At 61.8% G+C, this 25444-nt stretch carries 22 protein-coding genes; 13 read left to right on the plus strand and 9 right to left on the minus strand.

The features are described from left to right. Positions 1-116 precede the first annotated feature (116 nt). From DEJ54_RS00530 to DEJ54_RS00555, 5 genes are all read left to right on the plus strand, one after another. Positions 117-1631, plus strand: a complete 1515-nt coding sequence (locus tag DEJ54_RS00530; RefSeq protein WP_113152838.1) for a sugar ABC transporter ATP-binding protein — start codon at positions 117-119, stop codon at positions 1629-1631. Then, positions 1628-2644: an ABC transporter permease gene (locus DEJ54_RS00535; RefSeq protein WP_210344023.1), complete on the plus strand. Its 1017-nt coding sequence runs from the start codon at positions 1628-1630 to the stop codon at positions 2642-2644. Before DEJ54_RS00530 ends, DEJ54_RS00535 begins: the two co-directional genes overlap by 4 nt. A 37-nt stretch (positions 2645-2681) precedes the next feature. Further along, positions 2682-3677, plus strand: a complete 996-nt coding sequence (locus DEJ54_RS00540) for a dihydroxyacetone kinase subunit DhaK (RefSeq protein WP_113152839.1) — start codon at positions 2682-2684, stop codon at positions 3675-3677. 12 nt (positions 3678-3689) lie between these two features. Next, positions 3690-4286, plus strand: coding sequence for a dihydroxyacetone kinase subunit L (locus tag DEJ54_RS00545; RefSeq protein ID WP_113152840.1), 597 nt, complete (start codon positions 3690-3692; stop codon positions 4284-4286). A 393-nt stretch (positions 4287-4679) separates the two neighbouring features. Further along, on the plus strand, positions 4680-6677 hold the full coding sequence (locus DEJ54_RS00555) for an alpha/beta fold hydrolase (protein WP_113152842.1): 1998 nt from the start codon (positions 4680-4682) through the stop codon (positions 6675-6677). Between the two features lie 67 nt (positions 6678-6744). Here DEJ54_RS00555 and DEJ54_RS00560 read toward each other — a convergent pair whose 3' ends face one another. The 6 genes from DEJ54_RS00560 to DEJ54_RS00580 form a co-directional block, all read right to left on the minus strand. Further along, a complete protein-coding gene (locus DEJ54_RS00560; RefSeq protein WP_113152843.1) occupies positions 6745-7425 on the minus strand; it encodes an SH3 domain-containing protein in 681 nt (226 codons plus the stop codon). 91 nt (positions 7426-7516) lie between these two features. Then, positions 7517-8062, minus strand: a complete 546-nt coding sequence (locus DEJ54_RS00565) for a hypothetical protein (RefSeq protein ID WP_113152844.1) — start codon at positions 8060-8062, stop codon at positions 7517-7519. Positions 8063-8178: 116 nt separating this feature from the next. Continuing rightward, positions 8179-9357, minus strand: coding sequence for an OpgC family protein (locus tag DEJ54_RS00570; protein ID WP_113152845.1), 1179 nt, complete (start codon positions 9355-9357; stop codon positions 8179-8181). A 9-nt stretch (positions 9358-9366) separates the two neighbouring features. Further along, on the minus strand, positions 9367-11163 hold the full coding sequence (mdoH, locus tag DEJ54_RS00575) for a glucans biosynthesis glucosyltransferase MdoH (RefSeq protein ID WP_113152846.1): 1797 nt from the start codon (positions 11161-11163) through the stop codon (positions 9367-9369). A gap of 81 nt (positions 11164-11244) precedes the next feature. Continuing rightward, positions 11245-11400, minus strand: coding sequence for a hypothetical protein (locus tag DEJ54_RS23130; protein ID WP_162742196.1), 156 nt, complete (start codon positions 11398-11400; stop codon positions 11245-11247). Continuing rightward, positions 11384-12922, minus strand: coding sequence for a glucan biosynthesis protein (locus DEJ54_RS00580; RefSeq protein WP_371685939.1), 1539 nt, complete (start codon positions 12920-12922; stop codon positions 11384-11386). The genes DEJ54_RS23130 and DEJ54_RS00580 overlap by 17 nt, the downstream gene beginning before the upstream one ends. A 365-nt stretch (positions 12923-13287) precedes the next feature. Here DEJ54_RS00580 and DEJ54_RS00585 point away from each other — a divergent pair, with 365 nt between their 5' ends. Then, complete coding sequence (locus tag DEJ54_RS00585; RefSeq protein ID WP_113152848.1) at positions 13288-14070, plus strand: SDR family oxidoreductase; 783 nt, start codon at positions 13288-13290, stop codon at positions 14068-14070. Between the two features lie 17 nt (positions 14071-14087). On the opposite strand, the gene DEJ54_RS00590 is transcribed toward DEJ54_RS00585, so the two are convergent. Together DEJ54_RS00590 and DEJ54_RS00595 are read right to left on the minus strand one after the other, a co-directional pair. Further along, positions 14088-15455, minus strand: coding sequence for a GH1 family beta-glucosidase (locus tag DEJ54_RS00590; RefSeq protein ID WP_245447648.1), 1368 nt, complete (start codon positions 15453-15455; stop codon positions 14088-14090). Positions 15456-15511: 56 nt separating this feature from the next. Then, positions 15512-16570, minus strand: a complete 1059-nt coding sequence (locus DEJ54_RS00595; protein WP_245447650.1) for a LacI family DNA-binding transcriptional regulator — start codon at positions 16568-16570, stop codon at positions 15512-15514. Positions 16571-16854: 284 nt separating this feature from the next. Here DEJ54_RS00595 and DEJ54_RS00605 point away from each other — a divergent pair, with 284 nt between their 5' ends. The 7 genes from DEJ54_RS00605 (at position 16855) to DEJ54_RS23650 (ending at position 24989) form a co-directional block, all read left to right on the plus strand. Next, positions 16855-18210 carry an ABC transporter substrate-binding protein gene (locus DEJ54_RS00605; RefSeq protein WP_113152851.1) on the plus strand — a complete coding sequence of 452 codons (1356 nt, stop codon included), beginning with the start codon at positions 16855-16857 and terminating at the stop codon, positions 18208-18210. A 282-nt stretch (positions 18211-18492) separates the two neighbouring features. After that, a complete protein-coding gene (locus DEJ54_RS00610) occupies positions 18493-19455 on the plus strand; it encodes a carbohydrate ABC transporter permease (RefSeq protein ID WP_162742362.1) in 963 nt (320 codons plus the stop codon). Continuing rightward, positions 19452-20588 carry a carbohydrate ABC transporter permease gene (locus tag DEJ54_RS00615; protein WP_113152853.1) on the plus strand — a complete coding sequence of 379 codons (1137 nt, stop codon included), beginning with the start codon at positions 19452-19454 and terminating at the stop codon, positions 20586-20588. The genes DEJ54_RS00610 and DEJ54_RS00615 overlap by 4 nt, the downstream gene beginning before the upstream one ends. Positions 20589-20596: 8 nt before the next feature. Beyond that, positions 20597-22285: an alpha-amylase family glycosyl hydrolase gene (locus DEJ54_RS00620; RefSeq protein ID WP_113152854.1), complete on the plus strand. Its 1689-nt coding sequence runs from the start codon at positions 20597-20599 to the stop codon at positions 22283-22285. Then, positions 22282-23370 (plus strand): ABC transporter ATP-binding protein, encoded by a 1089-nt coding sequence (locus DEJ54_RS00625; RefSeq protein ID WP_113152855.1) that lies wholly within the window; start codon positions 22282-22284, stop codon positions 23368-23370. The genes DEJ54_RS00620 and DEJ54_RS00625 overlap by 4 nt, the downstream gene beginning before the upstream one ends. A 260-nt stretch (positions 23371-23630) precedes the next feature. Then, complete coding sequence (locus tag DEJ54_RS00630; RefSeq protein WP_113152856.1) at positions 23631-24323, plus strand: helix-turn-helix transcriptional regulator; 693 nt, start codon at positions 23631-23633, stop codon at positions 24321-24323. A 12-nt stretch (positions 24324-24335) separates the two neighbouring features. Next, positions 24336-24989 (plus strand): response regulator transcription factor, encoded by a 654-nt coding sequence (locus tag DEJ54_RS23650; RefSeq protein ID WP_113152857.1) that lies wholly within the window; start codon positions 24336-24338, stop codon positions 24987-24989. Between the two features lie 6 nt (positions 24990-24995). Here the strand turns inward: DEJ54_RS23650 and DEJ54_RS00640 are convergent, their stop codons facing one another. Further along, on the minus strand, positions 24996-25436 hold the full coding sequence (locus DEJ54_RS00640) for a hypothetical protein (RefSeq protein ID WP_113152858.1): 441 nt from the start codon (positions 25434-25436) through the stop codon (positions 24996-24998). Positions 25437-25444 lie beyond the last annotated feature (8 nt).

Below are 25444 nucleotides of genomic sequence, written 5' to 3' on the forward strand. Positions count from 1 at the left end.
ATGGAGCCCGCCTGCGGTCCTGGCATCAGGACCGGCAGTCGTCTGCGCGCCTCTCGATCCAACCGCCGCCGGGCCTTGTCCGCCCGGCGGCCTTGCCTGAACAACAGAGATTTCCCATGAACGACGAAGCGAGCGGAAGCACGCCCATCCTGCAGATGCGGGACATCCGCAAGGCCTACGGGCCGGTGCGCGTGCTCGAAGACGTCAATCTCGAACTGAGCACCGGTGAGGTGCGCTGTCTGGCCGGCGAGAACGGCTCGGGCAAATCGACACTTATCAAGATCCTGTCAGGCGTGGTGAGCGCGGACGCAGGCCAGGTTTCGCTGAACGGCCGCCAGTTGGGCAACGACCCGATGGGCGCCATCACCGCCGGCCTTTCGGTCATCTATCAGGACTTTTCACTGTTTCCCAATCTGAGCGTCTGGGAAAACATCGGCTTCCTGACCTCGGTTACCTCCGCAGACGTGCTGCACAAACGCAGCGCGCGCCGCAGACTGGCCATCGACACCCTCAAACGCATGCAGGTGGAGATCGACCCCGACACGCCGGTCGAACTCCTCCCCGTCGCGTCCAAACAGCTCGTCGCCATCGCCCGCGCGCTCGCCAACAGGGCGCGCATCATCGTCATGGATGAGCCGACCACCGCGCTGACCCGCAGCGAGGTCGCCCATCTTCTCGAGATCGTCGGCGCACTGAAGAAGGAAGGCGTTTCCTTCCTGTTCGTCAGCCACAAGATCGAAGAGGTTTTCGCCGTCTGCGACACGGTCACCGTGCTGCGCGATGGCTCCGTGGTGGTGGAAGGCCCCATCGGCGAATTCGATACCGAGCGCCTTGTCGAGGCCATGACCGGCCGTTCCGTGGACAGTCAGCGGCTGCCGCGCGAAGAAAGCCCGGTCCAGCGCCCCTTCCTCGCCGCCAGCGGCCTCGGTCGTCGCGGCAATTTCGTCGATGTGGATCTGGAGCTGCGTCCGGGCGAGATCGTCTCCGTGGTCGGCCTTCTCGGCTCCGGCCGCACCGAACTCGCCCAAACCCTGTTCGGCTACATGAAGCCGGATGCCGGGCGCATTGAGATCGATGGCGAGGCCGTCACCTTCAAAAGCCAGCACGACGCCATCGAGCGGGGCATCGCCTATGTGCCGGAGGACCGGCTGACGGAAGGGCTCTTCCTCAACCAGTCGATCCGCGACAACATCACCGTCTCCAGCCTGGAAAAGTCGACTCATTTCGGCATCGTCAGCGCCTCAAGCCTTTTGCAGCGCGCACGCGACGCGGTGAAGAACCTGCGGATCAAGACACCTGACGTGACGCCCGCCGTGGCGACGCTTTCGGGCGGCAACCAGCAGCGCGTCGTGCTGGCGCGCTGGATGGAGATCGACCCCCGGCTTCTCATCCTCAACGGGCCTACGGTCGGCGTCGATGTGGGGTCCAAACGCGAGATCCACGAACTGCTCGTTTCGCTCAGCCGCAGCGGCACGGCGGTCATGGTCGTCACCGACGACATCGCCGAGGCCATCGCTTTGTCCGACCGCATTCTGGTGATGGTGCGCGGGCGCATCACCGCAGGCTTCGACGCCGCGACGGTGGACGAAGACACACTCTACAACGAAGTCATCAGGGAGGACCGGACATGAACGCGCTTGCCCGCATCTTTGCAACCCCGCAGGGCATCGTGTTCCTCGTCGCGGTGCTTTTCGCAGTCGTTCTCGGCCTGCTGAATCCGGCCTTCTTCACGCCCTCCACGCTGATCGACCTTGCCCGCAACGGGCTGGTGACCGGTATTTTCGCGATGGGCGTGATGATGGTCCTGGCCTCCGGCGGCATTGATGTCTCGCACACCGCCATCGGCGCCTTCGCCATGTATGCGACCATGAAGATCGTGCTGGGCATCGATCTCGACCTGCCGATCATCGCCTATTTCGTCATCGCCGCCGCCATTGGCGCGGGGCTCGGGCTCGTCAACGGCCTACTCATCGGCGGGCTGGGGCTCAACACGCTGATCGTCACGCTCGGCACGCTTTCCTTCTTCCGCGGCGCGCTGCTCACCTTCCTTGGCACCACCTACATCACCTCGGTGCCGCGCGAAGTGATCAATTTCTCCCGCACCATCCTCATCCGCATCGAGAACGCGGTCGGCCAGATGGTGTCGCTTCCCGCCTCCTTCCTCGTGCTGGTGGCGGTCACCATTGCGCTCGCCATCATCATGAACTTCACCCTGTTCGGGCGGAAGGTCTACGCAATCGGCGGTTCAGAAGAAGCAGCCCAGCGCATCGGCATCCGCATCAAGCGGGTCAAGGTGCTGATCTATGTGATCGCCGGCGCGATTGCCGGTCTTGCCGGCATGACCCATGTAACGCTCTCGCGCATGGCCAACCCGTTCGATCTCGTCGGCATGGAGCTGAACGTCATCGCCGCCGTGGTTCTGGGCGGCGCGCGCATCACCGGCGGACACGGCACCGTGCTCGGCACGCTTCTCGGCGTGTTCGTGATCACCATGATCAACACCACGCTGCTGATGGCCGGGGTTCCGTCCTACTGGCAGAAATTCGTCATCGGCTGTCTGATCATTGTGGGCACCGGCCTGCCCATCGTCTTCGACCGTCTGGCAAAACACCGCCAGCGCATGGCGCGCCCGCTGGAAGCCTGAACGCTGGCCTGAACGCAATCTCCTGGGAGGACAAGGCATGAAAAAGATCCTGAACAACCCCGCAGACTATGTCGATGAAATGCTCGAAGGCATGGTCGCGGCCCATCCCGAAACCTATGCGCAGCCGGTGCGCCGCGTGATTGCGCGGGCAGCGGGCGCGAAGAAGGGCAAGGTCGGTATCGTGACGGGCGGCGGCTCCGGCCATCTCCCGATCTTCACCGGCTATGTGGGCACCGGCCTGCTCGATGCCTGCGCCATTGGTGACGTGTTCGCCAGCCCCTCCGCCGAGCAGATGGCCGAAGCGATCCGGCTGGCCGATGGCGGCGCGGGCGTGCTGCGCCTTTATGGCAATTACGGCGGCGATGTCATGAATTTCGACATGGCCGGCGAAATGGCCGAGATGGAACACGACATCCGCACCACCACCGTGCTTCTGACCGACGATGTGGTTTCAGCCCCGAAGGAAGAGGCCGAGAAGCGGCGCGGCGTGGCCGGCATGGTCTATGCCTTCAAGATCGCAGGCGCTGCCGCCGAGCGCGGCCACGACCTGGATGAAGTCACCCGCATCGCCCGGAAAACCGCTGATGCCTGCCGCTCCATCGGCATGGCGCTGACGCCCTGCACCATCCCGCAGGCAGGAAAACCGACCTTCGAGATCGGCGAAACGGAAATGGAAATGGGCATGGGCATCCATGGCGAGCCCGGCATCTGGCGCGACGCGATCAAGCCCGCCGACGAGATTGCAGAAGAAATGCTGGAGCGCCTCATGGCCGACCAGCCTCTGGCAAAGGGCGACCGTATTTCCATTCTCGTGAACTCGCTCGGCGCAACGCCCGCCGAAGAGCTCTACATTCTCTATCGCCACGCAAAGCAAAAGCTCGATGCGCTCGGTGTCGAGATCGTGATGCCGCTGGTTGGCCGCTACGCGACCTCCATGGAGATGACGGGCGCAACCATCACGGTCATCAAGCTGGACGAAGAGCTTGAAACCCTGCTCAAAGCCCCGGCAGAATGCGCCTTCTGGCGCGTATAGGGAGAGGACGCGATGATCGACAGTTCAGCCATCGCGAAAGCGTTGAGCGGCATTGCCGCTCACACCGCGACTGCCAGCGAGGAGTTGTGCAGCGCCGACGGCGCACTCGGTGACGGCGATCTCGGCATTACCGTATCCAAGGGGTTTGCCGAAGCCGCAGAAACCGAGCTTCCCGACGATGTGGGCATGGCGCTTTTTGCAGTCGCCAAGGCCTTCCAGCGCGTCTCGTCATCCTCTTATGGAACGCTGCTGGCCACCGGTTTCATGGCTGCCGCGAAGCTGGAGAAGGGAAAGACGGAAATTGCGCCGGACGACATTCCGGGCCTCGTCACCGCTGCCCGCGACGCCATGATGGCGCGCGGCAAAGGCAATCTCGGCGACAAGACGGTGCTCGACAGCCTCGACGCCATCTCAGAGGCGCTCGAAGGTGCAGCGCCGGAAACCATGGTCGACACGGCCATCACCGCCGCCGGCGACGCCGTTGAACAGTTCCGCAACCAGCCCAACAGGCTCGGCCGCGCCCGTATGTTCGGCGAGAAGAGCATCGGACTGGCCGACCCCGGCCAACTGGCCTTTCTGCGCATCGTCGAAGGGCTAAAACACGGCTAAAGCAATTCCAGGAAAAGCGGGAACGCTCTAGCCACATGCCGGCGGTGCGCATCACCGCCGGTTTCCCGGCGACAGGCAAAACTGCCTGCCTCCGCAACACCCTATCCGATAGTGGTGCTGGCTCGGGTTTCGCCATTCAGGCATACTGCCCCTCCTGACTGGTTCATTCCACAGACCAGATCATTGAGGGGCGCATGTGCTTTGTTAAGCGGACATGGCGATTTACCATCAAGGCGATGGTGCTTTTGTTCGCCCATAACCGCCCCTTCCCCATGAGCAATAACCGGCACTTCGGGCAGGTTCGCCAGATCTGCATGCCCGCGAACAAGGTGTGGACGCACAACACGCATTCAGCCGCAATGCATAACGCGCCAGCAGAGATGGGAGGCTAGCATGTCGACGTCGTACGACCAGATTATCGCCCTGATCATCGCGCTCTCCAGCGGAGAAGCAGATGACATGCATTTCCGAACGATCATGGAAGGTGGCGCACAGAAGGCCTATCCGGTCGCGCTTGCGCCATGCCCGCGCCCCCTTGGCAGAACGGAGATCGAAGGCAAAACCATCGTCTGTGGCACGGTGACGGTTCCCGAGGATCACGCGCAGCCCGAAGCGGGAACGCTCGATCTGGTCTTTACGGTTCTGCGCTCCAATTCCTCCTATCCCGCCCCCGATCCCGTCGTGCATCTGCATGGCGGTCCCGGAGCGGGGGTGCTTGGCGGACTACGGAAATTCGCGGAGATATTCGATCCCTGGCGTGACACGCGGGACATCGTGATCTTCGATCAGCGCGCCGCCGGTCTCTCGGCGCGTTCCACCACCTGCTATGACGCACTCACCATCAATGTGATCGACATTGCCAAGGAGACAATCACCTCCACCGAAACCGAGGAGGATACGGTGCGGCCATCGAAACTGGTGGCGGACTGTGTGCGGGAACTGCAGGAAGCAGGCGTCGGACTTGAGAACTTCAACACCTATCAGAATGCGCTCGACGTGCGTGCGGTGGTGAAAACGCTAGGATATGAAACCTACAATCTCTACGGCATATCATACGGCACGAAACTCTCACTGGAAGTCATGCGCAGCGCACCGGAAGGACTGCGCTCGGTCATCATCGATGGTGTCGCACCGCCCGCGATCCATCTCTATGACACGCTTGCGGTGCCGGAGCATGAGGCTATTCTCGCCTTCCTGGCGGAATGCAAGGCAGACGAAGCCTGCAACCGGGCTTATCCGGACCTCGGGCAGAAGCTCAACGAAGCCTATGACAACGCTCTTGCCGGCAAGGTCCGGATTCAGGGCGAGACCATGCCGCCGCAGATCGTGTCCGTCCTGCTCAGCAAGCGCAACGGGCAGTACGGACAGGGCAGCTACACGGCCTATATACCCGCAGCGATCTATGAGATGGCGCGCGGCGAAGAGATGCCGACGGTGGCCATGCTTGTCGAAAAAGAGCTGAGCTTTCCCCTGCCCGGCGCCACAGACGCCCGCAATGCAGCAAAGAAACTGACAGATGCAGAAGAGCGTCTCGTAAACATCGTGCTGGCCGAAGCGGAAGCGCTGAAAGCAAGCGACAGCGCGCTCGACCTGACCATACAGGAACTCAAGGACGCACTGTTGCGCGACCGCACCTTCGGTCCTCTTGCAGCCCTTTTCGATGAAGAGATGTCAAAGGCGATCGGCCCGCTTACCACCAACCCGGAACGCCTGCGGGCCGCGGTCATCGACTATGCCGCCATGCAGAACGCAACGCCCTCGAAGGATCTTCTGCGCAATTTTGTCAGCCAGTATTTCGATGGCGCGGCGCAGCAACGACTTCAGGCGCTGGTCACGGCAATGTCGGATAGCGAGGTGCAGAAGGCCTTCGACGCCATCAGGGCCGCGACAGCACGTCTGGAGAAGGACATTCTCGGCAGCTCGCACCTGTGGATCTACGCCTGCCAGGAAGACCGGCCCTACAACAGCCTCGAGCGCTACAGGGAGGTAACGGACGGGCTTGAGTACGGGCGCATCATACGATCAGGCTGGGACAGGATGGCCCAGGATTTCTACACGGTGTGCGAACTCTTCGAACCGCAGCCGCGTGAGGGGTTTCACGCCCCGGTCGTCAGCGACATTCCAACCCTCTCAATCGGCTCGACATGGGATGTGCAGACTGCGGCAAGCTGGGCGCAGCTGGCCACCGAGACGCTGAGCAACAGCCAGTCCTTCATCATTCCCGAAGCCGGGCATGGCGCGGTGGTCTATCAGCCCTGCGTCGTGGATATGGGGGTGGCTTTCATCAACGACCCGAGCCGCAAGCTCGACAATAGCTGTGCGGAAAGCACCAGACCGGTATTCTACATTGCTCCCTGGGTAGAAGAAGCTTCGCAAGCGCAGGACCCGTGAGGCGCCAGCATCTCATTCACCGGCGCTTCACAGGGCGTTTATGCGCAGAACAAGCGAATGAACCGCACTAAGGCCCGGCCGCTTCAACCAGATAGCGTCCATTGACCCAGCCAGTCATGCTCTGGTCGCCGCCAAGTCCGATGCGGCACCAGCGGGACTTGGCCACCATGCGGCAGCCGAGATTGCGCACCCGGTCGCCATTGGCCAACTGGCCGATCACTGCGGACTTCGTGCCGGGCGCGGTCCGCACATTCAGGAGATCGTTGCGCGCAACACCGGACACCGCCCAGTAATCGGGACCACCGCTCAGACCGTCTGCAAAATCAGGATTGGCGCTGCGTCCCGCACCATCGGCTTCGATGTCGACGGAAAGCCGGTAATTGGCCACTTCATCGCGGCGGGCCGCACTGCGCATCATGTAGACGCGGATGCGATAATCGCCATCGGCCGGCAGGACGCCGGTATATTCGTTCCCGGCGACCGATCCCGTGTGAATGGCCGTCTCGCTGCCAGCTGGCAGCAGGTTGAAGTAATTCGCCAGATTGTCGGTGCCGAGATCAATGGCAATGCGCTGGCCGCGTCTTGCGCCCAGAACGTAATCGACAATCTCATATCCCTTGATCCGGCCATTGATCGTTGTGCCGGAGCGACCCGCCTCGAACTGCACCCGGACCTCACGGAGGTCCTGCGCGGACGCCGGCGACCAGGCAAGCGCCGCAACCACAAGAACAAAACCCAGAATACGCATCGCAGATCTCCTTGATCGGCGCACAGAAACCGTGTCACCCGATCCTCAGGGTACCGGCCAGGTCCCCGCTGCTCAACCGAACCCTGTCGCTTCAGGCCCTGCAATCGGCGGCGCTGGCCGCCGCCACCGTCTGATAGCGGCCATCGGCCGTGACAACCCGGGCGCATGTGCCCGTAGACGCCTTCCACCAATAGGCCGTCAGTCCCTGGGTTCTGGCCAGCGTGTAGCCACGCGCCATGAGCTGGGTCTCACCGCCAGCGCCCCGCGCGCCGACCAGATCTGCAATGTCTGCCGGCGGCCCGCCAGCCGGTGCAGACGCAGCCATCGAAGCCTGCCCGCATTCGGCCGGACCAACCGGATCGACGCTCTGATAGCGTCCATCGCTGGTCACCACCCGTACACAGTTTCCGCTGGCCGCGTTCCACCAATAGGCGGTCAGTCCCTGCGTTCTGGAAAGCGTATAACCGCGCGCCATGAGCTGCGTTTCACCGCCAGCCCCCCGTGCGCCAACGAGATCGGAAACACCGGCCCCGCCGCCTGCAGGCGGCATGGTCGTCATGGGTTGTGATGTCTGGGTGTCGGACTGGCACCCCGCGAGCCCGACAACGAACAGGCATGCAAAAAGTCGCTTCATCATGGAAATACCCTCGCAAATTTCCCTCGCCTGCCGAGAGTATAAAATGCCGGCAAAACGTCTGCGACCGCGTAATTAGTGGTACGGAACACCGCTTCTTGCTGCGGGAATACGTGGGTTCACACGCTTTCGCGGAGGCGTTCCTTTTCCTGCGAGCCCGGCATGAACCTGTTTTCAGCGACCCGCTTCCTGCCCTTCTTTGCTTCTTTCTGCTGCGACAGGAACCACGCCACGCCATACTGGATGGCGATGCCAATGCCCAGCAGGGCAGCGTCCGAAGCAAAATCGGGCTCATAGCGCAGCTTCAGCACCTGAAGCACGATTGCAAGAACCGAACCGGTGGCGAACACGGCAAGCCCGTTCTTGCCCATCAGCTCAACGGGGCGGAAGACCGGCCACTGGAAGATGCGCAGAACCCAGGCGACATTGGTCAGCACATAGGCCAGCGCCAGCGCATGCAGAAGACGCGGGAGCGACAGGAAGGTCTTGTCGAAACCGGCAATGAAGAAAGGCAGCATCTTGCGGCCCGGCAGCGCCCCTGCCCTGAGCGACACCCAGACGCAGGAGAATGCGAGGAAGGCCGTGCAGAGCCAGAACAGCCATGCGCGGTAAGGCACCAGCTTGCGCCCTTCCATCATGGAGAGCCCGCCTACAATGCCCACGGCATAGATCAGCTGCCAGGCGACAGGGTTGAAGAACCAGCCGCCGGGATTGGGGTAATTGGGCAGGTTGAGCCGGAAGGTTCCCGCCAGCAGCCACACGCCCACCGCAACACCGATCAGCGCCAGCGGACTGCGCAGGCCAATCATGATGTAGAGCGGCGAGATCACCAGCAGCACGGCATAGAGCGGCAGAATGTTGAAATAGCCAAGCTGGTGCCCGAGAAGCGGCAGCCCGACCATGGTCTCCAGCGGCTTTGCGAGCAGCGGACCGAAATTGATACGGGTCAGCATCTCATACACGCCGAGATATAGCGCGCCGGCCGCCACAATGCCGATGGCGATGACCGAGGTCACGATGTGCGTGACGTAGAGAACGCCGGCCCGCCGCCACACTTTCATGCAGGCCTCAAAGAACGGACCGCTGCGGAAACCGCGCGAATAGGCAAGACCAACCGCAATCCCGGACATGAGAACGAACGCCTCGGCCGCATCGGAAAAGCCGAAATTGCGCGACGTCAGGTTCTCATAAAGATTGCCCGGCACATGGTTGATGAAGATCGTGATCAGCGCGAGACCGCGAAACACGTCAAGGCGCTGGTCTCGGCCAACGCTTGCGGGAACGAAGGGTGCGTTCATGGCTGGGCCTTACCGCTCCGCGTCGGCGGCTTCAAATGCCGGCTCAGGGACCGGCCGGAATGCCGGCGCAGACGCCTCGGCGCCGCGCCAATGCGCGAGAATGGCCTCCTGCCGCAGCACGACGGGAGACGGGTTGCGGTCATCGGCGGTCTCGAACAGACCCGCTTCGGCCGTGCCCAGCGCGCTTCGCGAACTCACATGAATGAGGATCGGCGCAAACACCTGTGGCCCTGCCACCAGAAGCAGCCAGCCGACATATTCAGGCGCAAACTGGAAAGCAAGGCCCAGCGTCACCAGACCCGTCGCGCTTATCCACCAGCTCGCAGACCAGGCTTCCGAAAGGCTGACGGACCCCGCCTCGCGGTCCGTTGCCGGCCAGCCGCCATCCATGCCGAAGAAAACCTCAAGCACGGCGCGGCACTGATACATGAGCATGATCGGTGCGAGCAGGCTCGTCGAAAGGATCTCGGTCAGCGTGTTCAGGAGCGCGCGACCGGTGCCGCCAAAAGTCTCGTTCACACCGCTGATCGCCCCGCGCGCCACGATCAGAAGCTTGGGCCCGATCAGAAGACCGAACACACCGACCAGAAGCGTCAGCGCCAGCCCCTGCTCCACGCGCGGAAAGACCGCGGAGAGGCCGGGCTCCGGGAAATAGTCCGGCACGCCCTTCAGCGTGGGGGCTGCAATGGAGGCGATAATGAACAGCGCCCAGAGCGGCGACGCCACATAGGCCATGATGTTCTGCACGAAAACAAACCGGCTCCACGGCTTCAGGCCCGGGGCCACCATCACGCGGCCATGCTGGAGATTGCCCTGACACCAGCGGCGGTCGCGCTTGGCGAAATCCACCACATTGTCCGGCCCTTCCTCGTAGGAGCCCGTCAGATCGGGATCGACACGCACGGTCCAGCCATTGCGGGTCAAAAGCGCGGCCTCGACATAGTCATGGCTGAGAATATGCCCGCCAAAGGGCGGACGGCCCGAAAGCTCCGGCAGACCGCAGCTCTGGGCAAAGGCGCGGGTGCGCACAATCGCATTGTGGCCCCAGAAAGGACCGGCCGTGCCCTGCAGCGCAGCCAGCCCGCGCGTGTAGATCGGGGAATAATAGCCGGTCGAAAACTGCATGGCGCGACCGAAGAAGGAGCGTGCGTGCACGATCTTCGGCAGGGTCTGCAGCAAGCCAAGCCGTGGATCGTGATCCATGCGCCGCACCATCTCGGCCATGGTCGCGCCTTCCATCAGGCTGTCAGCGTCGAGCACGATCATGTACTCATAGAGCGCGCCGGATGTGCGGATGAAATCGGCGACATTGCCAGCCTTCTTGCCGGTGTTCTGCTCACGCCGGCGATAGAAGATGTCGGTATGCGCGCCGCATTCGAGTTGCAGCCGCTGGAACCAGCGCTCTTCCTTTTCCGCCACTTCGGGGTCGCGCGTATCCGACAGGATGGCGAAGTCAAAACGGCCCGCCACGCCAAGGGCATGCAGGCTGCCGATCATCGCCGCCACATGCGAGAAGGTCTTGACCGGATCTTCATTGTAGACCGGCACCAGAACCGCCGTGCGGGCGCTGGTCGGCACAAGTTCGAAGGTCTTGTCTTCACGCTTGAGCGGCAGGCTCAGAAGACCGTTGAACGCATAGGCAGCGCCCCAAGCGAGCCAGCCAGTGCTGGCCGCCAGAAGCACGATCCTGACCGCGTCGATCCACTGAATGCCGTCAGCGGAAAAATAGCCGACGGCAAGCGAGGAGACGAGGCCAGCCATAAGCAGGCAGAACAGGATCGATAAAACGCGTCTTACGCTGACCATCACTCACTCATAATTGCCGGCATCATTGCCGACATCATTGCAGGGCCGGACCGATGCCGCGCGGATGCGCGGCATGTCGGGTCACTTCCAGGCGAAGCGTTTCAGAAGCATCGAGAAAAGCGCCGGACGGGCGCGGCGGCGCTCCAGCACCTGATCGGGCATGGCCATGGGGGCTGCCGGCAGTGCATGGCGTGCGAGCGTCACGTGCCTGCTATCCGTCTCAAGAACGTGCGTCATCTGTCTCTCTCCACTGATAGCTCCAAATTTCGGAAAGCCGTTTGTCATCCAGCTTGAGATGACCATTCATCTCCACTGGCCCGGAGCCGTTTGGCTTCAGGTCGATCACCAGCCGCCACATCCCGTTGCTCCCGATGCGGGAGACGGTGGAATGGGCGATCTCGCCACGGCTGACATTCACAACGGCTTCAATGTTCGAGTCACCGGGAAGGTTCCGCAAAACCTCACCGTCAAAGTCGACAACGAACTTGCGCAGCCCTTCCTCGTTCTTCACGCCGGAGACACCGCCCTCGCCGCCGCGCAGCGCCATGACGCGCGCAAAACGGTTGGTCGGCTCTTCAATCGCGCCCCAGGTCAGGCGGTAGTTGAATTCCAGCTCATCGCCGGCCTTCACCGCCTTTTCGGGAACCCAGAAAGCGACAATGTTGTCGTTCACCTCGAGATCCGTCGGGATCTCGACCAGTGTGACATTGCCGCGTCCCCACGATTCCAGCGGCTCGACCAGAAGCGAAGGCCGCTCCTCATAGTGCGCACCGGCGTCCTGGAAGTTCGCGAAATCGCGGTCGCGCTGGAACAGGCCGAATGCCTGCGGGCTGTCCTCGGTGAAAAAGGATGTCGCCAGCTCGGACGGGTTGTTCAGATTGCGCCATAGCTCATCGCCATCCTGACGCACGATCTTCAACCCGTCGCTGTCATGCACCTGACCGCGATAATCGTCGAACGCGCTGTCATTGTTCTCGGCGAACAGGAACATGGAGGTCATCGGCGCAACGCCCAGACGACCGATATCCCTGCGCGCAAAAAGACGCGCCGTCACATTCATCACCGTGTTGCGGCCGGGCGAAATGACGAAGCGGTATGCGCCGGTCACGCTCTCGCTGTCCATCGCCGCGTAGACGGTCACTTCCTTGCTGCGGCGATTCGGCTTCTCGATGTAGAAATCGGTGAAACGCGGGAACTCTTCGCCATTAGCGGTCGCCGTATCGATGGCAAGGCCACGCGCCGACAGGCCATAAAGCGTGTCGCGGCCAAGCGCGCGGAAATAGCTCGCGCCAAGAAAGGAGACGAGTTCGTCCATCACGTCCGGCGCATTGAGCGGGTAGTGCAGACGGAAACCCGCCTCGCCTTCCATCACCAGATCTTCAAATGCGGTCGGGTCAAGCGGTTTGCGATACTCGAAATCGCGACCGGTGAAGAGGATCGGTTCAGCCGTCTCACCCTCGACGGCGTAAAGGCGCACCGGCTCCTTGAAGAGCCAACCCATATGGAAGGCCTGAAGCTCAAATGGGGCCTCGCCCTGCCACAATGCGTGATCGGGGCGGAACCGAATCGCACGGTGCTGATCGTAGGTCAGTTCGGCGATCTGCTGCGGCAGTTCGAAATCGGCCTTTGCAAAAGGTTGGGAAGCCTTGTTCTTCATGGCCTCCGTCAGCGCATCGAAGGAGAAGGGCTTCGCCCCGCTCTTCACCCCGCCGCCTTGCGCGGCAACGTCTTCGGCGCGCGCAGAGGTTGCGATTGTCATCAAGCTGGAGGCGCCCAACAGCGAGGCTGACAGGCAGGAAACAAGAAAGGATCGTCGGTCCATATATGGAACTCGTATGCAGAAAGTCTCAGGGTGAAGCCGCGGCACAAACCACGCGCTTTCAACGCATCAATTGCGGTTTAGTTTCGGCAGGGCACATAACATTCCAAGACTGCGCGTTACCAAAATTTGAAGGGACAGCGCCAAGCGGCGGATCGCTTTACAGCGTCCCATACCGACTTGCAATCCTCATCTGAATCGTGCCCAATCCCCCACCTCACCCAGGGTGAGAGAACCCACCAGAAGCCGCTGCACCCTAGGCATGTCAGGGCGAACGGCGGCGCAGAAATCCGGGGAATTTGTCAATGGATCTAGGACTTAACAACAAGCGCGCGCTGGTGCTCGGTGCAAGCCGCGGCCTCGGCGCGGCCATCGCGGAAGGGCTGGCGCGTGAAGGCGCAACCGTGATCGCCGCCGCGCGCAGCAAGGACAAGATCGAGGCCTGGGCCGGCAAACTGCCCGATGGCGCAGGCACGGTGGAAGCCTGCGCGCTCGACATTTCAGACCTTGCCGCCATCGATGAGCTCGCCGACAGGCTTCTGGCCGAGGGCGGCGTCGATATTCTTGTGAACAACACCGGTGGCCCGCCCCCGTCATCGGCTGTCGATGCCGGTCGCAGCGACTGGATCTCGAATTTCGAGACCATGGCGGCCAATATCTTCCACCTGACCGGGCGTCTTCTGCCACCAATGCGCGAGCGCAAATGGGGCCGGATTCTCACCGTCACCTCTTCGGGTGTGGAACAGCCGATTCCGATGCTGGCGCTTTCGAACGGCATTCGCTCGGCCATTGTCGGCTGGTCCAAGACGCTCGCCACCGAAATTGCGCGCGACGGCGTGACGGTGAACATTCTCATGCCCGGCCGCATTCACACGCAGCGCGTTGTCGAACTGGACACCGCCGCCGCGAACCGCTCCGGCAAGCCGGTGGAAGAGGTTTCGGCTGCTGCCGCCGACACCATTCCCATGGGGCGTTACGGTGATCCCGAAGAATTCGCCAACATGGCCGTTTTCCTCGCCTCCGAACGCGCGTCCTATGTCACGGGCACCAAGGTCCGCATCGACGGCGGCGCGACCCGTTCAGTCTGATCGCCTCGAGTCAGGACCTAGCGCTTCAGCGCGCGCCCAAGAGCATGCCCAAGAGCATACCATGATGCCTTGGGCGTGCGCTCCAGCGTTTCAAAGTCCACATGGACAAGCCCGAAACGCTTTTCATAGCCGAGCGCCCATTCGTAATTGTCCAGAAGCGACCAGACGATATAGCCCTTCACCGGCGCGCCCTCATCCATGGCGCGCCGCACCGCCCTCAGATGCCGGTTCAGAAAATCGATGCGCGCGAGATCATCGACCCGCCCGGCCGACAGCCGGTCCGGCGCGGCCATGCCGTTTTCCGTCACATAAATCGGCAGGCCCTTCGTGTAGTTCTCATGCGCCCAGGTGATGAAATGGTGCAGGCCCTCGGGATAGATCTCCCAGTCCATGAACGTTTTGGGCAGCGGCCCCTCGACCTCTTTCAGCGCCGGAAACCGGCCTGAACCGTCCGGGGCGATCAGCTTGCGCGTGTAATAATTGATGCCCAGCCAGTCGACCGGCGTGCCGATCACGCCAAAATCCTTCTCAAAGCCCTGCGGCATGTGAGGGCCGAGCCCTTCCAGCACGTCCTCCGGATAAGCGCCTTCAAACACACCGCCAAGGAACCAGCGGTTGTAGATGCCGTCGTAAAGACGGGCGGCCTTCCGCGCCGCCTCGCTGTCATCGGCGGGAGCGGCGTATTCGAAATTGGTAACCAGCCCCAGATTGTCCATGCCGAGCGCGCGCATCGCCTGCGTCGCCCGCCCATGCGCCAGAAGCACGTGGTGCATGGCGCGGGCGGCGGCGCGAATGTCGCGCAATCCCGGCGCATGTGCGCCCATGAAATGGCTGAGCCAGGCCACGCACCAGGGCTCGTTGATGGTTGCCGCCGTCGCTACCCGGTCTCCAATGCGCTTCATCACCAGTTCCGTATAATCGGCGAACCAGTCTGCAATATCGCGGTTGTGCCAGCCGCCCAGATCGGCAAGCGGCGCCGGCAGATCCCAGTGATAGAGCGTGGCGAAGGGTTTCAGCCCGCGCTCCAGCATGCCATCGACAAGGCGGTCGTAGAAATCGAGCCCCTCTGGATTGGCGTCTCCCCTTCCATCCGGCAGCACACGCGACCAGGAGATCGAGAAGCGATAGCAGTCGAACCCGGCGTCACGCACCAGATCGAGGTCGCTTTCCCAGCGGTGATAGTGGTCGCAGGCCGTGGCCCCATCCTCGCCGCGCACCGTGTTGCCGGGCGTTGCCGCAAACGTGTCCCAGTGCGAGGTTCCGCAACCGCCAAACCGGCTGCCCTCGATCTGATAGCTCGAGGTGGCCGTGCCAAAGACGAAATCCCCGGGGAAATCGTCGCGTGAGAATTCAAGCTCCATGGCTTCCATTCCGTTGGCGGGCATCAGCCTCTCCCCGTTCTTTCTGGACTCGTTCTTTCTGAAAACGCCGTTTCCGCCCTTTAGCGGCGGCGTGGCAGCGCGGTCGTCTGGCCGATCACGAAGTCGGCCTCCCAGAGCTCGCTCAGAGGCGGCCCGTCCGGGGTCTCGATGCGCTCAAGAAGTAACTGCGCCACCCGTTTTCCCGCTTCCCGGATGGAGGAACGAACCGCCGTGAAATAAGGAATGTCCGGCGCGCTGCCCTTGTAGCCCGACTGTAGAAAGGACAGGCAGTCATCAAAGGCGATCACGGAAACGTCTTCGCCAGCCCGCAGGCCAAGATCGACCAGCGCCCGCGTTACGCCCATGGCTGGCAGAACACTCGCCACCAAAATGGCCGTCGGCGGCTCATCCAGTTCCATCAGCGCCCGCGTCGCCTGATAGCCATAGGGCTCGACCATATCAGCGCTGTGAAGCAGGCGTTCGTCAAGCGCGACACCGGCCTCTGCCAGCGCTGCCTCATAGCCCTGCCTGCGCCGCTCGGCAAAGTTCATCGTCTCAAGACCGTTGATCAGCGCGATGCGCTCATGTCCCAGATCCAGCAGAAACTTCGTCGCACGATGGAAAGCCCGCCGGTTGTTGACGTCCATCCAGCAATAATCCGCCCCCTCCTCATCGCAGCGCCCATGAACCACGAAAGGCATTCCCAATGCATTCAGAATGCCGATGCGGCTGTCACCGGTCAGCGGTCCATGAACCACCACGCCATCCACACGCTGGTCTTCGGCAAGGTTCAGATAGATGCGTTCCTGCTCTTCCAGCGGCGCAAGCCGAAGGAGAATGTCGTAGCCGCTCTGCGCATAGATTTCGCCCGCCCCGGCGATGAAATCGGCGAAATGCGGATTGATCATGATGTGTTCGGAAAGGCTCACCACATGCCCGATCATGCGTGACTTGCCGGTCGCCAGACTTGCCGCGCTGGGGCTCGGGCGATAGTTCAGCCGCTCCGCCGCCTCGACCACGCGAGCGCGCGTTTTCTCCGCCACTTCCGGAAAGCCGTTGAGCGCGCGCGAAACGGTGGTCTGCGACAGGCCAAGCGCCTCGGACAGCATCTTGAGGTTCATGGCTTTGCGGGTAGCCAAGGCGGTTCCTTTCCTTCAAAGCGCTTTAAAAAAATTGGTGTCACAGCGTTTTGGGGAGATCAAGCCCTTCAGGCAGACAATTGGTCGTTTTCATATCAATACGGCAATGAAACCAATTTTCTTCATGAATCTTCGCGCTGACAGCAAGGCGCTCTTGACTCAAAGGCTTCCCGGATTGATGCTGACATTATCCAAAGCGCTTTGAATTTCGTTTAAAACGTTAGCAATGCGCCGGACCTGCAAAGACCTGAGGAGGAGCGGCTCCGGCCGCAATTGGAGGAACCATGAAGACGTCCATGCTTATTGGCGCGTTTGCCCTGGCACTGTCCGGCAGCGTCGCCCATGCCGCCGATCTCAAATTCGCCCCGGGCGAGGATGCCCGTTTCAACTGGCAGAGTTTCGAAGACTTCAAGGCCGCGCACGATCTCTCCGGCCAGGAGATGAGCCTGTTTGGCCCCTGGCTCAGCTCCGACAAGGATCTGATCGAATCCGTCACCGCCTATTTCGAGGAAGCGACCGGCGCAAAGGTCAATTACTCCGGCTCGGACTCCTTCGAGCAGCAGATCGTCATCGACACGCAGGCCGGCAGCGCACCGAATGTCGCAGTCTTCCCGCAGCCGGGCCTCGCAGGCGACCTCGCCTCCAAGGGCCTGCTCGTGCCGCTCGGCAACGAAACTGCCGACTGGATGAAGGAAAGCTATGCTGCCGGCCAGTCCTGGGTGGATCTCGGCACCTATGCCGGCAAGGACGGGGCGAAGGCCTTCTTCGCCTTTCCCTACAAGGCAGATGTCAAATCGCTGGTCTGGTACGTGCCGGAAAACTTTGAGGATGCGGGCTATGAAGTGCCGCAGACCATGGAAGAACTGAAGGCGCTTTCCGACCAGATCGTCGCCGATGGCGAAACGCCCTGGTGCATCGGCCTCGGTTCGGGCGGCGCAACCGGCTGGCCGGCCACCGACTGGGTGGAAGACCTGATGCTGCGCACCCAGTCGCCCGAGGTCTACGACCAGTGGGTGACCAATGAAATCCCGTTCAACGATGAACGCGTCGTTGCGGCCATCGAGGAATTCGGCGCGTTCGCGCGCAATGACGACTATGTGGATGGCGGCGCGGGCGCCGTGGCCTCCACCGACTTCCGTGACAGCCCCAAAGGCCTCTTCGCCGTCCCGCCGAAATGCTACATGCACCGGCAGGCGTCCTTCATCCCCTCCTTCTTCCCCGAGGGCACGCAGCTTGGCCGCGACGCAGACTTCTTCTACCTGCCGGCCTATGCGGAAAAGGATCTCGGCACCCCGGTTCTGGGTGCTGGCACCGTATTCGCCATCACGAAGGATTCGGATGTGGCGCGCGCCTTCATCGAATTCCTGAAGACGCCCATCGCGCATGAAATCTGGATGGCGCAGGCCGGCTTCCTCACCCCGCACAAGGGCGTGAACCCGGAGGCCTACGCCAATGATGCGCTGCGCAAGCAGGGCGAAATCCTGACCAATGCGACCACATTCCGCTTTGACGGCTCCGACCTGATGCCCGGCAAGATCGGCGCAGGCGCGTTCTGGACCGGCATGATCGATTATGTCGGCGGCCAGTCCGCCGAAGAGGTCGCCGGCGAGATCCAGAAAGAATGGGACGCCATCAAGTAGGACTGCGCATGCAACGCCGCCCCACCCCGCCGCCATTGAGCATGCGGGGTGGGAGCACCGGCACAGCCGGCATGCGCCCAGGAGGCTGACATGGCCATCTCCTCGACCGAAGCCGCCCCGCGGTCCCGTCCATCGGGCCTCGGCCGCTTGCTTTTCAATATGGCGATTGCGCTTGGCATCATGATTGCCGGCATCGTCTTTGCGGTGCTCTGCGCCGTCGCCGTCTTCACCGCGCTCAACACGGTCCTGCCCGACATCAAGCTTGTCCAGGCAGTGCTTGTCATGGTGCTCGGCGTGGCCGCCTGCTTCGGCTATTTCTGGGGTTCCAACCGGCTCCTCGACCTGATCTATCCGCCACGCGGCAGCCGCGTCGCGGACAACATCAACGCCGCCAACGGCATTCGCCCCTGGCTCTTTCTGGGGCCGGCCATCGTCATTCTCGGCATTTATCTGGTCTATCCGGTCATCAACTCGATCTTCCTGTCCTTCCACGGGCCGAGCGGCGAAACCTGGGTCGGCGGGGCCAATTACGCCTGGCTCGCCAAGGACGCAGCCTTCCGCGAGAGCATGCGCAACAACATTCTCTGGCTCATCGTCGTGCCTGCCGCCGCCACCTTCTTCGGCCTCATCGCCGCCGCCCTCACCGACCGCATCGGCTGGGGCAATGTCGCCAAGAGCCTCATCTTCATGCCCATGGCGATCTCCTTTGTCGGCGCGAGCGTGATCTGGAAATTCATCTATGATTACCGCGCCGAAGGCTCCGACCAGATCGGCATTCTCAACGCCGTCGTCACCTTTTTCGGCGGCGAGCCGCAGGCGTGGATCACCATCCCCTTCTGGAACAATTTCTTCCTGATGGTCATCCTGATCTGGATCCAGACCGGCTTTGCCATGGTCATCCTCTCGGCCGCGCTGCGCGGAATTCCCGAAGAGACCATCGAGGCCGCCATCATCGACGGCGCCTCGCCCTTTCAGATTTTCTACAAGATCAAGGTGCCGCAGATCTGGGGCACCATCGCCGTGGTCTGGACCACCATCACCATTCTGGTTCTCAAAGTGTTCGACATCGTGCTGGCCATGACCAACGGCCAGTGGGGCAGCCAGGTGCTCGCCAATTACATGTTCGACTGGATGTTCCGCGGGCTCGATTTCGGCCGCGCCTCGACCATCGCGCTGGTCATCATGGCCATGGTCACGCCGATCATGATCTGGAACATCCGCGAAGCACGGAAGGACATGAAATGAGCACGCCCGTCGGCTCGCGCCCTGCCCTCTCATGGGTTGTCAACATATCCGTCCTCCTGCTCGTGGCGCTGTGGACCCTGCCGACCTTCGGCATTCTCGTCTCATCGCTTCGCGACAAGGACCAGCTCGCCGTGAGCGGCTGGTGGACCGCCCTCACCGCGTCCGAACGCAACGTGGTCGCACGCGCAGCCCCGCCGGAAAACGCCACGCTGGAAGACGGCCGCTACGTGCTCACCGGCAATGTGTTCGAGGATGGCAGCGGCAAGGCCGTCGGCTTCGGCATATCATCGCGCGCGCCTTCAGCCTTCGCCGTCGGCGAGAGCGCTGAATTGCGCGACGGTGGCATGCTCACCGTCGAGGCCAGTGGCGACTACACCATCACCTATGCCGAACAGCCCGAACCCGGCCGCGGCCAGCGCATCTTCGTGAGCTCGGTCGAGCCGCCGCGCTTCACCACGGAAAATTACAAAAACGTCCTGTTCTCCGAAGGACTCGGCAAGAGCTTCATCAACACGATGACCGTGACCATTCCGGCCACCGTCATCCCGATCCTGATTGCGGCCTATGCGGCCTACGCACTGGCATGGATGGAGTTTCCGGGCCGCGCGCTTCTGCTTGCCGCCATTGTCGGCCTGCTCGTCGTCCCGCTACAAATGTCGCTGATCCCGCTTCTGCGTTTCTACAACACGATCGGCATCGGCAAGTCGTTCATCGGCATCTGGCTCGCACATACGGGGTTCGGCCTGCCGCTCGCCATCTATCTCCTGCGCAACTACATGGCCGGCCTGCCACGTGAGATCATCGAAAGCGCGCGCGTCGACGGCGCGTCGGATTTCGAGATCTTCCGCAAGATCATTCTGCCGCTGTCGTTTCCCGCCCTCGCCTCTTTCGCCATCTTCCAGTTCCTCTGGGTCTGGAACGACCTGCTCGTCGCCACCGTCTTCCTTGGAAACAATGAAGAACAGCTGGTGCTGACCGGCCGGCTGCGCGAACTGCTCGGTTCGCGTGGCGGCAATTGGGAAATCCTCACCGCATCGGCCTTCGTGGCCATCGTGGTGCCCATTCTCGTTTTCTTCGCATTGCAACGTTACCTGGTCCGCGGCCTTCTCGCCGGGTCCGTCAAAGGAGGCTGACCGCTCCCATGAATGTCCTTCACGATGCTCCCTTCGAACATGCTCCCGGAGCCGTAAGCCGCCACGCGGAAGACGCCGACTGGTGGCGCGGCGCGGTCATCTACCAGATCTATCCGCGCTCCTTTCAGGATTCCAACGGCGACGGGATCGGCGACCTCAAAGGCATCACCCAGCGCCTGCCCTACATCGCTTCGCTTGGTGTCGATGCGATCTGGCTGTCACCCTTCTTCAAGTCGCCCATGCTCGACTTCGGTTACGATGTCTCCGACTACACCCAGGTCGATCCGATGTTCGGCTCGCTGGCCGATTTCGACGCCATGATCACCGAGGCCCACCGGCTCGGTCTGAAGGTGATGATCGATCAGGTGATCTCGCATTCTTCCGCACAGCATCCCTGGTTCGTGGAAAGCCGGCAGAACCGCACCAATCCACGCGCCGACTGGTATGTCTGGGCCGATCCGAAACCCGATGGCAGCCCGCCCAACAACTGGCTGTCGATCTTCGGCGGCTCCGCATGGGAATGGGACACGAGCCGCTGCCAGTATTATCTGCACAATTTCCTGGCCAGCCAGCCGGACCTGAACTTCCACAATCCCGATGTTCAGGACGCGCTGCTTGAAACGGTGCGCTTCTGGCTGGAACGCGGCGTCGACGGCTTTCGTCTCGACACGATCAATTTCTACGTCCACTCGGCCGGTCTGGAAGACAATCCGCCGCTTGAGCAGGACCAGCGCAACGCCTCCATCGCGCCTGCGGTCAATCCCTACAACTTCCAGAACCACCTTTACGACAAGAACCAGCCCGAGAACCTGGAATTCCTGAAACGCTTCCGTGCGCTGCTCGATGAATATCCCGGCACCACGGCTGTCGGCGAAGTGGGTGATGCACAGCGCGGCCTCGACATCGTCGCCGAATATACGAGCGGCGGCGACAAGGTTCACATGTGCTATTCCTTCGACTTCCTGTCGCAGGAACCGCTCACGCCGGACCGTGTCCGGCGCGTCATCGAGGCATTCGGCGACAAGGCGCCCGATGGCTGGTCGTGCTGGAGCTTCTCCAATCATGACGTGGTGCGCCATGCCTCGCGCTGGGCCAATCAGGTCCACGACCGCGACGCCTTCCTGAAGATGACCACGACGCTGCTTCTGTCGCTGCGCGGTTCCGTCTGCCTCTATCAGGGCGAGGAGCTGGGCCTCACCGAAGCCGTACTCGACCTGAAAGACCTGCAGGACCCCTATGGCATCCAGTTCTGGCCGACCTTCAAGGGCCGCGATGGATGCCGCACCCCGATGGTCTGGTCGGAAACGCAGGTCAATGGCGGCTTCTCCGGCGCAAAGCCCTGGCTGCCCGTGCCGCCGGAGCACCTCCATCTGGCCGTCTCGGCGCAGGAGGGGCCGGACACGCTCCTGTCGCACTATCGCAATGCACTTGCCTTCCGCGCCCGCCATCCCGGTTTCGCCAAGGGCGGAATCACCTTCCGGGAAGGCACTGAGGAGGTGCTTGTCTTCGAGCGCTCCATGGCCGGCCACGCCATTCTGGTGGCGGTGAACATGAGCGACGGGCCGGTCACGCTGAAGCTCGATGTCCGGGATTATGCGACCATGGCCGATTCCGGCGCAGCCGGAACGGTGGAGGACGGCATCGTCACGCTGCCGGCCTATGCAAGCTGGTTCGGCAGCAAGGGGATGGAGACATGACGGATCTCTCGCTCAAGAACATCCAGAAGAGCTACGGCAATACCAAGGTCATCCACGGTATCGACCTGGACATAGAGGAAGGCGAGTTCATCGTCTTCGTCGGCCCTTCGGGCTGCGGCAAGTCCACGCTCCTGCGCATGATCGCCGGGCTTGAAAGCATCACCGGTGGCGAGATGTTCATCGGCGGCGCGCGCGTGAACGACATCCCGCCATCGCAGCGCGGCATCGCCATGGTGTTCCAGTCCTATGCGCTCTACCCGCACATGACAGTCTACGACAACATGGCGTTCGGCATGAAGATCGCCAGGGCCCCGAAGGAAGAGATCGACAAGCGCGTACAGGAAGCGGCCGAGATCCTGCAGCTGACACCATATCTTGATCGCCTGCCCAAGGCGCTTTCAGGCGGTCAGCGACAGCGCGTCGCCATCGGCCGCGCCATCGTGCGCAATCCGAAAGTGTTCCTGTTCGACGAACCGCTCTCCAATCTGGATGCAGCGCTTCGTGTCGCCACCCGCATCGAGATCGCCAAGCTCAAAAGCTCAATGCCCGACACCACCATGGTCTACGTCACCCACGATCAGGTGGAGGCCATGACGCTTGCAGACCGCATCGTCGTCCTGTCGGCGGGACATATCGAGCAGGTCGGCGCGCCCATCGAACTTTACGAGAAACCCGCCAATCTTTTCGTCGCCCGGTTCATCGGCTCGCCCGCCATGAACATCCAGCCGGCCCGCATCGAAAAGACCGGCGGGCAGACCGTGATTTCCCTTTCCGGCAGGCAGGTCGCCGTTCCCATCCCTTCTCCCGAAAGTCTGGCAGGCGCGTCGGCCCATTTCGGCGTGCGGCCGGAAGATCTGCGGGTTGCAGATGGCGATGACTTTCTCTTCGAAGGCGAAGTGCACTTTGTCGAACGGCTCGGCGAGGTCACGAATGTTTACGTAAATGTGAAAGATGTGGATGAACCGGTCGTCGTGAAGATCGCCGGCGTCCAGAAACATGCCCGGGGCGAGCGCCTTCGCCTCACCGCATCCGCAGAAAAGATGCATCTTTTCACTGAAGAGGGGCGTTCTCTGTTCTACATTTGAAGCATTTCAAACGCTTTGAGCCTTTCTTGACCCGAATCGAAACCTTACCTAACGATTAACGAGGTGACTGGGGGGCCACTGAATGACAAAGCTGTTCTGGCCCGAGAGCGCTGCCCGTTTCAAAGCGTATTTATACGGTCATGCCGGTTGTACGGACACCGATTTCGACGCTGGGCGGGGGACGTTGCGGGCCTCGTATTGCGTATCCGCAAAACCAACAATACCGGCTTCCCGCCGGTGGGGATTTGCGATGAGAGCGAATGGCAACTGATACACGCGAAAAGCAATCCGTCCGGCCCTTGAGGGCCATATCGCGGCGCGACCTCGCCAGCCTTGCCCGCAGCTATTGCCCCAACAGTGGCAACACCTCCTACCTGATCGCTGAAGCCGCACCCGACAGTTCCACCGGCATGGCCCGGATCCTCGTTTCCAACTGGAGCTTCGACACAATCGAAGATGTCGGGATGACGGCGATATCGCGGCTCATCGAAAGCTCTGCTTCCACCTTTCCCGGCCTCACCTCACGCCCCTGGCACCCGGCTGCACTTGCCGCTCTTCTCTCCTGTGAAGACATTGCCAATCTGAGCCTCCATGATCATCAGGAAATCTTCCTCCTAAAATTGCCAGCGGGAAAGAAGCGTTACATCGCGCTGATTTCCGGGGACCGGCCAGGCGCTCTCGATCCGGCAGACCTGCGGCGCATGCACATCAATCTGTGCCACCACCTTTCAGGCTTCAGAACAAAGACCAATGCGCTCGGCGAACCCTTATCGGAACGCGAGCGCGAGTGCCTTTACTGGGTCTCCGAAGGCAAGACCGCCGATGAGGTCTCTCTCATCCTCAACGTGTCTTCCAACACGGTAAACAGCTATGTCGCCCATGCGATTCACAAGCTGGCAGCAAAAAACCGAGCCATGGCCATCGCAACGGCCATTCGCAACGGGCTAATCTAGAACGGCAGATCAATGACGCTTTCGGACATCGCACAGGAGCTGCAAAAGCTCACCGAAAGCACCGGTGCCGACCGGTTCCATCTCTATACGGTCAAGGGCCTCACAAGACAGCGACTGTCCCCCGCCCTCACCGGTAGAAGCCCGCAGACAGATGATGAAGCGCAGGAACTCGCCGGTCGATTACCAAAGCGTTTCTGCAAGAAAATCGCCGAGGCCTTTCACCCCTTTCACTGGGGCATCGCCATGCCCGGTGACGACACCGGCATGCACAGCGAGGAAATCCCGCCTGCGCATGAGGCCGGCGGGCTTGTCCTGCCGCTCACCACAGAGCAGAGACACCTTGGCGCGGTCATCATGATCGGTCAGAACATCCAGATCGAGCGCGACGCGCTGCTCGACCTGCACAGCCGGTGCAATGCGCTTTTTGCACAGATCACGGAGCAGGACCCGCTCCCCGAGGACAGCGAAGGCGCAGCGATCTCCAAACGCGAGCTGCAATGCCTGAAACTCACCGCCAACGGGCTGACCAGCGAAGAAATCGCCAAGCGCCTCGGCCTGTCGGTGCACACTGCAAACCAGTATCTCGCAAACACCACGCAGAAGCTGGATGCGGTCAACCGCGTTCACGCGGTCGCCAAGGCGCTCCGCAACGGGCTTATCGACTGAAGAAGGCTAACCGTTGATCAGCGGTCGCTCGCTGCGCACGATCCGCGAAGCCTGCAGCGCATCGGCCAGGTAGCGCGAATTCACTTCCGGGTCTTCGGCCGGATCATCAAAGGCCACGTAATTGACCTCGACAGCCGCATTGTCGTCGCTCAGTTCGAGCGTGAAATAGACGGTCACGCCACCCGGGCGCAGTTCCAGATCGAGCGAAATTTGCGGGCTTCCGCTCCACGAAACACGCGCATCGCAGCCATGGCCCAGCCGTAATGTGCCCGGCATGAAATAGAGTTCGGCAGCGGACTCCACGATATCCGCAACACTCGCCAGGCTCTCAAGCCTGATGAACGCGATGTAGTCGGCAACATCGACAAGACGCAATTCGTTCGCCACCGCGCGAATGGCATTGGCGACTATGATTTCGCGAGCAGGCGAATGCGGCTGCTTATCCATAATATAAT

The sequence above is a fragment of the Nitratireductor sp. OM-1 genome, from assembly GCF_003296175.1.
Taxonomy (GTDB): domain Bacteria; phylum Pseudomonadota; class Alphaproteobacteria; order Rhizobiales; family Rhizobiaceae; genus Nitratireductor; species Nitratireductor aquimarinus.

Coding starts and splice junctions, on each gene's coding strand:
- DEJ54_RS00535 (WP_210344023.1), top strand. CDS start 1,628: ATGAACGCGCTTGCCCGCATCTTTGCAACCCCGCAGGGCATCGTGTTC.
- DEJ54_RS00560 (WP_113152843.1), bottom strand. CDS start 7,425: ATGCGTATTCTGGGTTTTGTTCTTGTGGTTGCGGCGCTTGCCTGGTCG.
- DEJ54_RS00540 (WP_113152839.1), top strand. CDS start 2,682: ATGAAAAAGATCCTGAACAACCCCGCAGACTATGTCGATGAAATGCTC.
- DEJ54_RS00610 (WP_162742362.1), top strand. CDS start 18,493: ATGGTGCTCGGCGTGGCCGCCTGCTTCGGCTATTTCTGGGGTTCCAAC.
- DEJ54_RS00570 (WP_113152845.1), bottom strand. CDS start 9,357: ATGAACGCACCCTTCGTTCCCGCAAGCGTTGGCCGAGACCAGCGCCTT.
- mdoH (WP_113152846.1), bottom strand. CDS start 11,163: ATGGTCAGCGTAAGACGCGTTTTATCGATCCTGTTCTGCCTGCTTATG.
- DEJ54_RS23650 (WP_113152857.1), top strand. CDS start 24,336: ATGACGCTTTCGGACATCGCACAGGAGCTGCAAAAGCTCACCGAAAGC.
- DEJ54_RS00605 (WP_113152851.1), top strand. CDS start 16,855: ATGAAGACGTCCATGCTTATTGGCGCGTTTGCCCTGGCACTGTCCGGC.
- DEJ54_RS00555 (WP_113152842.1), top strand. CDS start 4,680: ATGTCGACGTCGTACGACCAGATTATCGCCCTGATCATCGCGCTCTCC.
- DEJ54_RS00630 (WP_113152856.1), top strand. CDS start 23,631: ATGGCAACTGATACACGCGAAAAGCAATCCGTCCGGCCCTTGAGGGCC.
- DEJ54_RS00615 (WP_113152853.1), top strand. CDS start 19,452: ATGAGCACGCCCGTCGGCTCGCGCCCTGCCCTCTCATGGGTTGTCAAC.
- DEJ54_RS00545 (WP_113152840.1), top strand. CDS start 3,690: ATGATCGACAGTTCAGCCATCGCGAAAGCGTTGAGCGGCATTGCCGCT.
- DEJ54_RS00565 (WP_113152844.1), bottom strand. CDS start 8,062: ATGATGAAGCGACTTTTTGCATGCCTGTTCGTTGTCGGGCTCGCGGGG.
- DEJ54_RS00530 (WP_113152838.1), top strand. CDS start 117: ATGAACGACGAAGCGAGCGGAAGCACGCCCATCCTGCAGATGCGGGAC.
- DEJ54_RS00640 (WP_113152858.1), bottom strand. CDS start 25,436: ATGGATAAGCAGCCGCATTCGCCTGCTCGCGAAATCATAGTCGCCAAT.
- DEJ54_RS00590 (WP_245447648.1), bottom strand. CDS start 15,455: ATGCCCGCCAACGGAATGGAAGCCATGGAGCTTGAATTCTCACGCGAC.
- DEJ54_RS00580 (WP_371685939.1), bottom strand. CDS start 12,922: ATGACAATCGCAACCTCTGCGCGCGCCGAAGACGTTGCCGCGCAAGGC.
- DEJ54_RS00625 (WP_113152855.1), top strand. CDS start 22,282: ATGACGGATCTCTCGCTCAAGAACATCCAGAAGAGCTACGGCAATACC.
- DEJ54_RS00585 (WP_113152848.1), top strand. CDS start 13,288: ATGGATCTAGGACTTAACAACAAGCGCGCGCTGGTGCTCGGTGCAAGC.
- DEJ54_RS23130 (WP_162742196.1), bottom strand. CDS start 11,400: ATGACGCACGTTCTTGAGACGGATAGCAGGCACGTGACGCTCGCACGC.
- DEJ54_RS00620 (WP_113152854.1), top strand. CDS start 20,597: ATGAATGTCCTTCACGATGCTCCCTTCGAACATGCTCCCGGAGCCGTA.